Genomic DNA, 12,595 nt, shown 5'->3' on the forward strand with positions numbered 1-12,595 from the left:
GCGCGGCCTCAGCTCGCCGGATAGCGGTCGATGGGCGGCGGCGGGGTCGCCTTGCGGCCGGAGAGGCCGAGGGTCGCGTCGTACGCCTTCTGCCAGTCGCCGTTGCGCTCGTGGACGGCGAGGGCGTCGTCGAGCGCGAGGCGCAGCGCGTTGTCGGAGCGGGGGACGCCGATGCCGTACGGCTCCTTGGAGAAGGGCTTGCCGACGACCTTCAGTTCGTGGGGCACCTTGGCGGCGTATCCCTGGAGGATGGTGTCGTCGGTGGTGACGGCGGCGACCTGGTAGGTCAGCAGGTTGTCGACGCAGGCGGAGTAGGTGTCGTACCCGACGAGCTGGACGCGCGGGTAGTCCTGCTGGATGCGCTGGTACGGGGTGGAGCCGGAGGCGGAGCAGACGCGCTTGCCGTCGAGGTCCCGGGGCCCCTCGATGCCGTGCTCGTCGGTGCGTACGAGGAGGGACTGGCCGGCCATGTAGTAGGGGCCGGCGAAGCCGACGAGTTTCTTGCGGTTCTCGTTGATGGTGTAGGTGCCGACGTAGTAGTCGATCTGTCCGTTCTGGAGGGCGGTCTCGCGGTTGGCGGAGGCGATGGTGCGGAACCGGATGGTGGCGGGGTCGAAGCCGAGGGACGCCGACATCATCTTGGCGATCTCGATGTCGAAGCCGGAGTAGACGCCGGTGGCGGGGTCCCTCTCGCCCATGTACGGCTGGTCCTCCTTGGCCCCGACGATCAGATAGCCACGGCGTTTGGCCTTCTCCCAGGTGGGCGAGGAGGGGAGGCGGAAGCCCCGGTCGACGTGGTAGTGGGGCAGCGCCTCGGGCCGGGGGCCCTTGACGGGCGGGCTGCCGGGCTTGCCGCACGCCGCCACCAGGGGGACGAGGAGGATCAGTACGAGCGCCACGCCGAGGCGGAGCAGCGGACGTTCCAGCGGGTGTCTCACGGACCGCACCCCCGTCAGTGCTTGAGGATCTTGGAAAGGAAGTCCTTGGCCCGCTCGCTCGCGGGGGCGGTGAAGAAGTCCTCCGGGGTGCGGTCCTCGACGATGCGGCCGTCGGCCATGAAGACGACGCGGTTGGCGGCGGAGCGGGCGAAGCCCATCTCGTGGGTGACGACGACCATGGTCATGCCCTCGCCCGCGAGTTGGCGCATCACTTCGAGGACTTCGTTGATCATCTCCGGGTCGAGCGCCGAGGTGGGCTCGTCGAAGAGGAGCGCCTTGGGGTCCATGGCGAGCGCGCGGGCGATGGCGACGCGCTGCTGCTGGCCGCCGGAGAGCTGCGCGGGCAGCTTGCCGGCCTGGTCGGCGAGGCCGACGCGGTCGAGGAGTTCCCGGGAGCGCCGGTCGGCGTCCTCCTTCTTCCGCTTGCGGACCTTGATCTGCGCGAGGGAGACGTTGGCGAGCACGGTCTTGTGCGCGAAGAGGTTGAACGACTGGAAGACCATGCCCACTTCGGTACGGAGCCGGGCGAGCCCGCGGCCCTCGGCGGGCAGGGGGCTGCCGTCGATGGTGATCCGGCCCGAGTCGATGGTCTCCAGGCGGTTCATCGTGCGGCAGAGCGTGGACTTGCCGGAGCCCGAGGGGCCGATGACCACGACGACCTCGCCCCGGTCGACCGTGAGGTCGATGTTCTGGAGGACGTGCAACTGCCCGAAGTACTTGTTGACATCACGCAGCTCGATCAACGGATCGCCGGCCATACGCTGCCCCACCCACTCACTCTCGGCTGTGTCGAGGTCAGCGCAAACTATCCAGCCCGCCAAGGGACTTCGCGTACGACACGCATGGCACGCAGAGAGGGGACATAACCCGTATTTACTGCAGAACGGCTGCAGAACGCCGGCCGGAGTCAGGCCTCGGCCGCCTCCGCGTAGACCTGGGACAGCTCGGGCGCCCCGGTGGCGGCCCACTCCTGGCCTGCCTCGACCACCTCGATCTCCCGGCCGGACACCAGCCGCACGACGGGGTGACCGTCCGGCCAGATGTGCCAGACGGCGCCGGGGACGGTGCGGACGAGCACCGTGCCCAGGTAGAGACCCGCGTCGTTGCCCAGCCAGGGCAGCTCCTCCGGATCGTCGCGCCAGCGCGGCGGCAGCTGGTCGAGCGCCTCCAACGAGGCCGGGGAATCGTCCAGTTCCAGACCGTGCCGCCCCGCTCTGGCACGCAGCAGCTCGCACTCGGAGAGGAGTTCCGCCACCCCTTCCGGCTCCCCGACCGCGGAGGAGAGCGGCGCCCCGTCCGCGCCGTCATGCCGCTTGCGCCAGTTGTCCAGAAAGGAGAAATTCATACCGCTCAGCGTGCCACTCCCCCCGTCGGGGCACCACAGGGCGCGCGGAACGCCCGCGGCCGGGACGGCCGCACTGACCAGGTCCGGCCGCGCCGGTCGTCCCCGATTCCACTGCCCGGGGCGTCGGCTCAAACGTCGAGGTCGACCACGACCGGGGCGTGGTCCGAGGCGCCCTTGCCCTTGCGCTCCTCACGGTCCACGTAACTGTCCTTGACGGCGCCCGCGAACGGTCCGTTCCCGTACACCAGGTCGATGCGCATGCCCCGGTTCTTCGGGAAGCCCAGCTCGCGGTAGTCCCAGTAGGTGTACGGGCGGTCGTACTTGAGCGGGCGGGGCACCACGTCGCCGAGCCCCCGCTCGCGCAGCGCGGCCAGCGCGGCGCGCTCGGCGGGCGTGACGTGCGTGGCACCCTCGAAGCGGGACAGGTCCCACACGTCCTCGTCGGCCGGGGCGACGTTGAAGTCACCGAGGACGGCGAAGGGGCGCGGGCCGGCCGCGTCCTCGGTCACCGCGTCGCGCAGCGCCTCCAGCCAGCGCAGCTTGTACGCGTAGTGGTCGTGGCCGACCTCGCGGCCGTTGGGGACGTAGACCGACCAGAGCCGGACCGGGCCGCAGGTCGCGGAGATGGCGCGCGGCTCGGCGACGCCCTCGTACTCCGGGCCTCCGGGCAGCCCCTTGACCACGTCCGCCAGGCCGGCCCGCGAGATCAGCGCCACCCCGTTCCACCGGCCGGTGGCGTGCACCGCCGACTCGTACCCCGCCTCCCGCAGCGGCTCGGCGGGGAACTGCTCCTCACTGCACTTGGTCTCCTGGACGCAGAGCACGTCCGTGCCGCTGCTCTCCAGCCAGGCCAGCAGCCGGGGCAGCCGGGCGGTGATCGAATTGACGTTCCAGGTGGCGATGCGCATGCGTGACAGCCTATCGGCGGGGTCCGACAGCCGGGGCCGGCGGCCTCGGCGGCGGCTACAGGTCGGCCGAGGCGCCGGGGGCGAGCCTGCCGTGGTCGGCGCCGCCCAGCGAGCCGATCTGCGTGTCGTAGATGGGCCGGGCGAGGTCCGTGAGCAGCGCGTCGTGAATGTCGAAGGCGCGTGCGGGCTTGACCTCGCGTACGTACTCGATCACCTCGGAGATCTTGCTCCACGGCGCCTGGACGGGCAGCAGGAGGGTCTCCACCGGGTGGTCGGGCACGGTGAGCGCGTCGCCGGGGTGGAAGACCGCGCCGTCCACGAGAAAGCCGACATTGGTGATCCGGGGGATGTCCGGGTGGATCACGGCGTGCAGTTCCCCGTAGACCCGTACGGCGAAACCCGCCGCGTCGAAGGCGTCCCCGTGGCCCACCGTGTGGACCCGGCCGGGGAAGGCGGCGGACATCCGCTCGGCGACGCTGCGCAGCGTCCACAGCTCGGCGCCCGGGTTGGCCTCCAGACCGGCCCGCAGCCGGTCCTCGTCGAAGTGGTCGAGGTGCTCGTGCGTGACGAGGAGGACGTCCGCGCCGTGCGTCGCGTCCTCCTCCGTGAACGTCCCGGGGTCGATGACGAGCGTGCGCCCGTCCTTCTCCAGCCGGACACACGCGTGCGTCTTCTTGGTGAGCCTCACCGCTGACCGCCTCCCTGTTCCCTGTTCCGGACCGTTCCCTGTTCTCCGGACCGCTGTCCCCCCTGTAGGTCCTCACCGGCCATCCTGCTACGCCTCCGGCCGGGTCTCCTCCTGGATCACGGTCCTGGCCACCCGGAACGCGGTGTTCGCCGCCGGAACCCCGCAGTACACGGCCGTCTGGATCAGTACTTCCTTGATCTCGGCGGGGGTGAGGCCGTTGCGCAGCGCGGCCCGGGTGTGGAAAGCCAGCTCCTCCATGTGGCCGCCCGCGACGAGCGCGGTCAGCGTCACCGCGCTGCGGGTCCGGCGGTCCAGGCCGTCCCTGGTCCACACCTCGCCCCAGGCGTAGCGGGTGATCAGCTCCTGGAAGTCGCCGGCGAACTCGTCCGCGGCGGCCATGGCGCGGTCCACGTGCGCGTCGCCCAGGACCTGTCTGCGGACCAGCATCCCCGCCTCGAACGGGTCGGCGCGCCCGGAGGCGACGGCCTGGGGCTGCTCGGCGGGGGCGATCTCGGCGACCGGGCCGATCGTCGCGGAGACCGAGGGCCGGTCGGGCCGGTCGGGCATCACCGTCAGGCCGGTGGCGGTGTCGGACGGGTTGTACCAGGCGGTGGCGAAGTGGTGCACGAGCAGGTCGGTGACGGCGGCGGGCTGCTCGACGGGCGCCAGGTGCGAGGCCCCGGGGACCAGCGCGAGCCGGGCGTCGGGTATCCCCGCGACCAGGGTGCGCGCCTCGGCGGGCCCGGTGACCTGGTCCTCGGCACCGACCAGGACGAGCGTGGGCACGGTGATACGGCCCAGTTCGGCGCGGATGTCGAAGGCGGCGAGCGCCTCGCAGGCGGCGATGTAGCAGCCGGGGTCGGTCGTACGGACCATCTGTACGGCCCATTCGACGATGGCGGGCTGGGCCGCGGCGAAGCCCGGCGTGAACCAGCGCTCGGGCGCGGTGCGGGCCATCGGGTCGAGCCCGTTGGCCCGGACGATCACCCCGCGCTGGCGGAACTCGTCGGCCGTGCCGAACCGGGGCGAGGCCGCGACCAGGGCGAGCGAGGCGACCCGGTCGGGGCGGCGCAGCGCCAGTTCGGCGCCGATGGCCCCGGCGATGGAGCAGCCCACGTAGCCGAAGCGCTGGACGCCGAGCCCGTCGAGGGTGGCCAGCAGCCGCTGGGCCAGCTCGGGGACGCTGGTGGCGGGGTGGGCCGGCGCACCGCCGTGGCCGGGCAGGTCGTAACGGAACACCCGCCACTGGCGGGTCAGCTCGGGCACCTGGCGGTCCCACATGTGCCATGTGGTACCCAAGGAGGGGCCCACAACCAGCACAGGGGCTTCTTGGGGCCCGTCAAGGCGGTATTGCAGGGTCTTCGGTGGTGTCTCGCTCACCCGCCCGACCCTCTCATGTCTCACGAGATCTCACGTGGCCAGGGCAAACTCATCGGCTTTTGTTCACCTCGCGACGACAGGTCCTGCACCGCCTGTGCCTTCGAGGGGCCACATACGCGCTCTCCGACACCATCATGTGACCGGCCCAGAGTGGGCCGTCCGGACGCCCCTTCTCCCAGTCCCGGCGACAATCAGCCTCCTCCTTCGCCACGGTCTCCCAGCGGTTCAGGTTGCAGCATGCGGTGGCGCCCCCAGGGCTCGGCATCACTCACTTGGGGAGCCTTCCGGCATCTCGCCTACGAGCTGTCTGCGCACCAATCCGGGGAACGAGCTTCGCCTTCCCCGGCAGGAGACTGAACCGTAACCAGGCAGGCCCCCTGTTACAGCTACCGTCCACAACCAGACGCCGAGCTTCGGATCTCTGTCGACCTTGCTGGCCAAACGGCTTGGCAAGTCGATCGGCCGGTAGACAACGCGGCTCATCCTTGCCCGTCCGCCGCAACCCCATGCAAACCATGCCATGTGGTGGCGGCTCCGCGAAGGTCCTCTACGTCCGGCTTGACGTACCACTTCTTGGTGGTCTTCACATTCGTGTGTCCGGCCCACCGCGCAAGGATGTGGTCCGGCACGCCCTGGTTGGCCAGATAGGTAAAACAAGAGGAACGAGCGTCGTAGATACGAACTCGGCGGAGACCAAGGATCTCCATGAGCCGGTACGCGCGTCGACGGAGCTGCTTGATCGTGAAGGCTTCTCCGGTCTCGTGCACCAGAACGTATCCAGAGTCTGCGTACCCTTCCCCCGCACTTAGCTTCTCCCTGGCCTGGAGAGCTTTGAACGCTTTGAGAGCAGCAAGCACCGGAGTAGGCAACGGAAGTTCACGTTCACCAGCCATAGACTTGGTATCCTTCTCCACAACGTATCGATTACCCATCATCGTCCGCGTGTTGGCAATAGCGATCGTGGCGTTGTCGAGGTCGACATCCCCCCACCGCAGTCCGCAGACTTCAGCGGGACGCAACCCCATGAGAGATAGCAAAAGTGGAGCATAAAGCCGTTCCCCCGTAATCCCATAAACAAATCCCTGAACCTCCCGAACACTCCAGGGCTTTATCACCTGTTTATTCTTTCGCTCTTCTTTTCGCGCCCGTCGCGGAATGGTCACGTGTTGGGCTACGTTCACAGAGACCAGCCGACGCGTTACCGCTCGATTTAGAGCATCCTTTAGCCGAGATAGACTCATATCCACACTGGTCACTCCGAGCGGAGCACCGGCCTGGCCACCACGGACACGTCCGTAATTCAGAGCCCACTGCATCCACGCTTCCACGTCCTCTTCAGAAAGCTCCTGAAGGCGGATATTCCCCAGCTTCCCTCGCACTCGATCCAGGGTAACTTGATAGTTATAGATCGTGGTCTCTTCTAGATCCCGGGCCTTCATGGCCAGCCACTGATCTAGCCACTCATTCACGGTGATCTTATTCGGTGGTACAAGCGTCCCTTCTTGGCGGCGATTTGCGATACGCGCGTACTCGGATTTCGCTTCTTTCAGTGTGTCGAATGTACGGGTCAACTGCTTACGCTTGCCCGTGGCGGGGTTGATCCCTACATCGATCACGAACCGGTACCTGGTCTGCCCCTTCGCGTTCGGCGGAAGCTTCTTTATCGGAACCGACAGGTTTACTCACTCTCCTTCAGAGCGTGGAGTCCCCCACTCAAGGGGGCGCCACTGCGTTTCAGCAAAGGACATCGCGACATCGGACACCAGAGGACGGCGCGGTTTTCCCAATACGACTCGACCCGCCGGGTTCACCGCAACTCCACCACCAAGGGCAACCGAATGCGAACACCTCAAGGGTCGCCGCGATCGCCGGTTTGGCTAACCGGCGATCGTGGTCTATATTGCGCGCCGCATCACAAACTCGACGTATGGTTGGGATTACCCTCGGCAAGTGCCAGCTGATACGAGCGCAGGGGCCGGGCGCGCCATCCGATGCGACCCTCAGCAGGCCGTCATCCGTGAGCCGCTTGAGCTTCACCCAGCTAGGAACTCGGAAATGCTGATGGCCTGTGCCACTTGCCGTATTGCGGCAACGAGATGTGCCGCTACATACGCGAGGACCATACGATCGCCGCGATAGCTCCATTGCAAGAGATCCTCGCCGAAAAGGCCAGCCACGCAGACGCAGAGCCCGCTGGATGCGGCAAGGTAATCAGCTTCCGTTTGGCCGACCCAGGTGTTCAGTCCGCCAAGGACGAAGAGCACAGGTGAGGTAAAGCGGACGGATCGGATAGCCGTCTCAGACAGACGTGCCTCCAAGGAAGGGCCGCGCCAGCGGGGGCAACCCATGCGGCGTTTCATTCGAGCATTCTCGGGATCTTGACCGCAGTCGAGAGGCAGCACCGTTTGGCCTGGTGTTTTACTGGACGTTGTACTTTGACATGGTCCTGACGTAGCTATCCAGTCTTTCGCAGCAATTTCCTGTCCGCCGTGGGCGAATGCTTTTTCTGCGGCAATGCATGGGGAGGATCAGTGGCTGGCTGCGCTCGGTCCGCAAACCGTATCCCCACGTATCCGGGGCGCTGGCGATGGGAGGACGGCTTCTCCGCCGAGCGGCCGGGCATAGGCTGCCGGGTTGATGAACAGGGTCGCCGGCGCCAGGTCGTCAATCAGTCGCACCGCTACCTCCGCCACCCCGAATCCGGAGCCCAGCCCCGGCAACAGCGCCCGACGCCGCCTCCGCAACCGCCCTCAACCGTCCCCAGCACCCCCACGGCCGTGGAACGAAGACCCCAAACCCTTCACCTGGACCAAGACCGCCGACGAGATCCTCAACCCCCTCGCCGACTGCCTCACCAAGGTCGCGGCCGACGGCCAGAAAACAGACAGCGCCATGCGCGACGAAGGTGTCTCCCACCATTACCTGGCCCCTGACGTCCTGACCCGGCCCTCGCCCGGCCTGGCCTGGCCTGGCCGAGAACCTCACCCGGCCCCTCCGCGCCCGAGGTGCCGCGGTCAGCCGAGGGCCAGGGTGGAGCATCAACGGCGGCGGTGGGCACTGCGACTGTGTCGGGATTCACGAGGGATATGGAGTGACGACATGAAGCACTACGGAGCGATCGGACGGATGAGGTTACCGGCGCGGCGGCTGAGGCAGAACTAAAAGCACGGGCCCCTCCTCTCTACAGCTACAGGTGAGGAGGGGCCCGTTCTGGGTTCATCGGTCAGTGGGAGGCGATCAGGCCCACGAACGAGGTCCAGGCATCTACGGGGACAATAAGGGCTGATCGGGTGATGTCCTTGGAGTCGCGGATACCGACCGCAAGGGCCAGTTCAGCAACCTCTACGCAGTTGTTGCCGGCGCCGTCGGAGTACGACGACTTGCGCCAGACAACCGTGGTGAGACCAGGGGTGTCGTACGTACGGGGCTGGATCATGGAGTCACAACTCTCGGGTCAGGCTTTCCAGGAAGCCGGGGGTTTCCTCCGGCGCGAGGGCCGAAGCGGTGATCGCGTTGAACTTTCGGGTGAAGCGACCGACCTCGCGGGGCTTGTCGGTGACCGACGTGGCACTCCAGGCGTTATCGACCTGCACTGAGGTCGGCAGGTCGCCGGCCAGGTGGAGGATGCTGAAGTCATGCACGGGCAGGTACCCCCGGATCTTCGGAGGGAGTATCGGCAGGATCTGAATGGTGACGTTCGGCAGGGATGCCAGGTCGGCCAGATGCTTGTACTGCTCTCTCATCGTCTCGTGGCTGCCGATCAGGTAGCGGAGTGCTGGCTCCCACAGCACGGCGCGCAGGATGAGCGGGTCGTCGGATCCGGTCAGGGCTTCAGTTCGGCGCATCCGAACCTCTACGTTCCGGGCGATGAACTCGCTGGTGGTCTCCTCGACCGGCTGGGACAGCTCGAACAGGGTTCGGGCGTACTCCTCCGTCTGTAGCAGTCCGAGTACGAGGGCGGGATGGAACGCCCAGGTCTCTCGTGCCGCGGCCTCGACACCGACAAAGCGGGGCATGCCCGAGGGCAGACTGGATCTGAACGGTGTCCACCAGTCCTGACTGGAGCCTTGACGCTGGATTGCCAGCAGTTGCTCGACGTCGCGCTCGTCCGTCACGCCGTACAGTTCCAGGAGCGCGCGGAGAGCCCCGGATGTACCGAGATCCTGCAGGCCCTTCTCGACCCGTTGCAGCTTGGCGAAGTAGAGGCCCGGCACAGCCTTCGTCTCGATCACCTCTTCAAGGGTCATTTCCGCTCGCTGGCGGATCACCCGCAGCTCATAGCCGAGTTCGATGCGTCGAACCGTGGGCCTGGGCCTCTGCGCCATGGTGTACCCCTCCCCATTCCATTCTCCGGTTGAACGCGCCCATGCCTGCGCCGAACCCGCCCATGCAGATGGTGAACAAGGTCATGCTGTCGGCGATCAAGCGTATGCGTTCGCCGTTGCGGGCCATGCGCCCGTCACGGCATATGACGTTTTTCCTGCTGAAGAATATTCTCCGGAGTATCCGTTGTGCCATAACTGTCGCATGAGGCACCGTGGTTGAGCCACAGCAGAGCGTGAGCGGCAGGCTGCTTTCCGCCCCTGTTTGGCGTGCCCGAGCAGCACCATGCTTTGCGGAGGGAGCCCCCGATGCTGCGGACCGACCATTTCGCCGCGCACCAGCGTGCGAAGGCCCAGCATGCGGCGCGGGCGGGATGCGAACTGGTAATGGTCAGAGCTGTGCCCGGATGCGGGACGCACAGTGATGACCGCTATCCGTTCGCCGCCCGCCAGCACTGCTGCGCGCTGCTGCAGAAGTGGGGGCTGGACGAGTACGAGCTGCTGGAACTGGTGGAGCTGGTGGTGTCCGAGGTGGTCACCAACGCGCTCCGATACGGAGAGGGTCTGGATGTGCGGCTGCGGATGTCGGTGACGGAAAGTCACGCGCTGCGTCTTGAGGTACGGGACGGCTCGTCGGCTGTTCCCCGGGTGCGCGTGGCCGGCCCGTTGGAGGAGAGGGGCCGCGGGCTGCTGATCGTGGATGCCCTCGTGTCCGCGTGCGGTGGTACGTGGGGCGTGAGTGAGGGTGGCACGACGACGTGGTGTCAGGTTCCCCTGGAGCGTGCCGCGTGAGCCAGATATCCCGCTGGGAGCGGACCGTGAACGCGCTCGCCGACGTTCGGAGCCGGATCACCAGCGGAGCGTGGGCGCCGGGGTTCACTATGCGGAGTTCCGACTTGGAGGGCCTCTACGGGCTCCACCCCGAGGGCGTCCTCCATATCGTGAAGACGCTGCGTGCCGAGGGGCTCATCGAAACCCGGTCGGGTGTGGGCAGCCGCGTCGTCGGGGCGTCGGGTCCGGTCTGGGTCGACCCGTGCGAGAGCACGGCCATGGAAGTCGTTGAGCGTGCGGTCCGTTCTCGGATCACGGACGGCACTTACGCTCCCGGCACCCAGATCCCTTCTGTATCCGTGCTGGGCGAGGAGTTCGGAGTCCACCGCGTGACGGCGGCGGTGGCGCTGCGGCCCGTCAAGCGGGAGGGCCTCCTCGCTTACGTGTCCGGCCGGGGGACCTTCGTGAGCGAGCCCAACCGTCACCGGACGGCGACGTGATGGGCGTGAGGTGTGCATCGCCTGGGGCATCCGCCCGGTTCCCGCGATTTTGAAACCAGGCCGTCCCCGGCGCGGCTCCCGCCGAGGCCGGCCTCCGATGGGCCCTCCCACTGGCTGCTGCGTCATGATCCGCCGCGGCCGGTGGAGAGGCCCCCGTCGGGCAGCGGTGGCCGACGACCCACTGCCCGACGGCCCCCGCTGCCGTTCGCGTCCCCTTTGGTCCGCTCGGTTCGCCGCAGCGTGCCCGGGGCGCTCATGCCCCGTCCCGTTTTTCGCTTCCTCCGATCTCAGGACATCTCATGGTGATAGACCCCTTGATGGTGACGGCCGCCGCTGCTGGTGTGGTGGCCGCGGTGACGTGCCCCGCGCTGGTGGTGGCGCGGCGCGGCCGTGCCGTGCTAGGGCGGGAGCTGGCCCGTGCGCGGGCCGAGACGAAGGCGGCGGAGGAGCAGGCCCAGCATCGGGTCGATGAGGCCCAGCGCTTGGCGCGTACTGATGTGGAGCACGTCAACCGGAGCGCCCAGGAGAAGCTGCGCCGCTTGGACGACGGGGCCCGCGATCTGCTGGAGCAGTTGCGGCGGGCGGGCGCGGAGACCGCGTATCTGCGGTCCGCGCGGATCCCGGCGGTGCTCCAGCACGTACATGCTCCGCACGTGGTCGTGCCTGGCCTGATGCACCAGCAGCTGGCCGCGACGGACCTGGACTGGAATCACGACGCGATCCTGAAAGACATCCACCGCGCGGTGCTGGCGGAGGGCGAGCGGGCCGATGAGGCAGGGCTCGCCGTGGTGCGGGGCGTGCTGGGCCGTGTCCACCGGATGCATCTGCGGATGCAGGACAAGATCGAGGCCATTCAGGACGCCTACCCGGACGCGGATCCGGGGCTGATGGCCGCCCTTCTGGATCTGGACATGGCCAACGAAGTGCTGGGCCGTACGGTGCAGACGCCGGCGGTCGCCTGCGGGGCGACCTCGCTTCTCTTCCGTGAGCAGACGCATCTGCCGGACGTGGTGATGAGCGCGGCCAGCCGGGTGCAGGACTTCCAGCGGCGGATCGCGACGCCCGTCAATCATCTGGAGCGCCGGGTGGGGGTGGCGGAACAGGCTGTGGAGGCCGTGCGGATCATCACGTCCGCGTTGCTGGCCAACGCGGTGGAGTACTCGCACGGCACGCTGCGGGTGGAGACGGAGCTCCACGAGACGCCGACCGGCGTGAGCATCACGATCGATGACGCGGGGGTGGGCCTGACGACCGAGCAACTGGCGCGGGCGCGCCGGTTGCTGAGCGGGGAGCGGGCGGTGCGGCTGGTGGATCTGGGGGATCCGCCGCGGACCGGCTGGGCCGCGATCGGCATGCTCGTACGCCAGTACGGGATGCGGGTCAGTGTGCGTAAGGGGCGTCACGGCGGAGTGTCCGCCGTGGTCAGCCTGCCGAACGCGCTGCTGGTGGAGATGCCGCAGGAGACGCGGCCCTCGGTGCTGGCCCCCGAGCCGGTCCGCCCGGCGGGCACGGCCGCGCTCCGCGCGGAGCCGGGGAAGGCTGGTGGTGAGGGTGTGTTGCCCTCTCGTCGCCGGCGCGCGCCGGGGGGTGCGGGAGTTGCTGCGGCGCCGCCGCTGACGGCGGTGCGGACGCCGCAGGAGGCCGGACGGACCTGGGGTTCGTGGGCCCGTGGCCGTAAGGAGGGCCTGGCCCTGGTCGAGGAGTCCGGCGGCCGTCCCGATGACACCGAGAGGAACTGAAAAT

Annotated in this window: 12 protein-coding genes; 3 read left to right on the plus strand and 9 right to left on the minus strand. The window is 67.9% G+C overall.

The genetic code is table 11. The features are described from left to right. Window positions 1-8: 8 nt before the first annotated feature. The 9 genes from ACFXKG_RS05210 to ACFXKG_RS05250 all read right to left on the minus strand — a co-directional run bounded on the left by ACFXKG_RS05210 (window position 9) and on the right by ACFXKG_RS05250 (window position 9,584). Window positions 9-914 (minus strand): glutamate ABC transporter substrate-binding protein, encoded by a 906-nt coding sequence (locus tag ACFXKG_RS05210; protein ID WP_384832846.1) that lies wholly within the window; start codon window positions 912-914, stop codon window positions 9-11. A gap of 38 nt (window positions 915-952) precedes the next feature. Continuing rightward, entirely contained in the window at window positions 953-1,696 is a 744-nt protein-coding gene (locus ACFXKG_RS05215; RefSeq protein WP_384832849.1) for an amino acid ABC transporter ATP-binding protein, read from the minus strand. A 149-nt stretch (window positions 1,697-1,845) separates the two neighbouring features. Continuing rightward, on the minus strand, window positions 1,846-2,283 hold the full coding sequence (locus ACFXKG_RS05220; RefSeq protein ID WP_384832537.1) for a DUF6278 family protein: 438 nt from the start codon (window positions 2,281-2,283) through the stop codon (window positions 1,846-1,848). Between the two features lie 128 nt (window positions 2,284-2,411). Continuing rightward, window positions 2,412-3,191: an exodeoxyribonuclease III gene (locus ACFXKG_RS05225; protein ID WP_384832539.1), complete on the minus strand. Its 780-nt coding sequence runs from the start codon at window positions 3,189-3,191 to the stop codon at window positions 2,412-2,414. 55 nt (window positions 3,192-3,246) lie between these two features. After that, entirely contained in the window at window positions 3,247-3,879 is a 633-nt protein-coding gene (locus ACFXKG_RS05230) for an MBL fold metallo-hydrolase (RefSeq protein ID WP_384832542.1), read from the minus strand. Between the two features lie 87 nt (window positions 3,880-3,966). Then, a complete protein-coding gene (gene pcaC / locus ACFXKG_RS05235; protein ID WP_384832545.1) occupies window positions 3,967-5,259 on the minus strand; it encodes a 4-carboxymuconolactone decarboxylase in 1,293 nt (430 codons plus the stop codon). 479 nt (window positions 5,260-5,738) lie between these two features. Further along, complete coding sequence (locus tag ACFXKG_RS05240) at window positions 5,739-6,875, minus strand: tyrosine-type recombinase/integrase (protein WP_384832548.1); 1,137 nt, start codon at window positions 6,873-6,875, stop codon at window positions 5,739-5,741. Between the two features lie 1,607 nt (window positions 6,876-8,482). Next, window positions 8,483-8,695 (minus strand): DUF397 domain-containing protein, encoded by a 213-nt coding sequence (locus ACFXKG_RS05245; protein WP_384832551.1) that lies wholly within the window; start codon window positions 8,693-8,695, stop codon window positions 8,483-8,485. A gap of 4 nt (window positions 8,696-8,699) precedes the next feature. Further along, entirely contained in the window at window positions 8,700-9,584 is an 885-nt protein-coding gene (locus ACFXKG_RS05250; protein WP_384832554.1) for a helix-turn-helix domain-containing protein, read from the minus strand. A 306-nt stretch (window positions 9,585-9,890) separates the two neighbouring features. Between ACFXKG_RS05250 and ACFXKG_RS05255 the strand changes: the two genes are divergently transcribed. The 3 genes from ACFXKG_RS05255 (at window position 9,891) to ACFXKG_RS05265 (ending at window position 12,591) form a co-directional block, all read left to right on the plus strand. Then, window positions 9,891-10,373 carry an ATP-binding protein gene (locus ACFXKG_RS05255; protein WP_384832557.1) on the plus strand — a complete coding sequence of 161 codons (483 nt, stop codon included), beginning with the start codon at window positions 9,891-9,893 and terminating at the stop codon, window positions 10,371-10,373. Next, window positions 10,370-10,852, plus strand: coding sequence for a GntR family transcriptional regulator (locus tag ACFXKG_RS05260; RefSeq protein ID WP_384832560.1), 483 nt, complete (start codon window positions 10,370-10,372; stop codon window positions 10,850-10,852). The genes ACFXKG_RS05255 and ACFXKG_RS05260 overlap by 4 nt, the downstream gene beginning before the upstream one ends. A 299-nt stretch (window positions 10,853-11,151) precedes the next feature. After that, complete coding sequence (locus tag ACFXKG_RS05265) at window positions 11,152-12,591, plus strand: histidine kinase (RefSeq protein ID WP_384832563.1); 1,440 nt, start codon at window positions 11,152-11,154, stop codon at window positions 12,589-12,591. Window positions 12,592-12,595 lie beyond the last annotated feature (4 nt).

Origin of the sequence: Streptomyces sp. NPDC059255 (genome assembly GCF_042752355.1) — a bacterium.
In the GTDB taxonomy this organism is placed as follows: domain Bacteria; phylum Actinomycetota; class Actinomycetes; order Streptomycetales; family Streptomycetaceae; genus Streptomyces.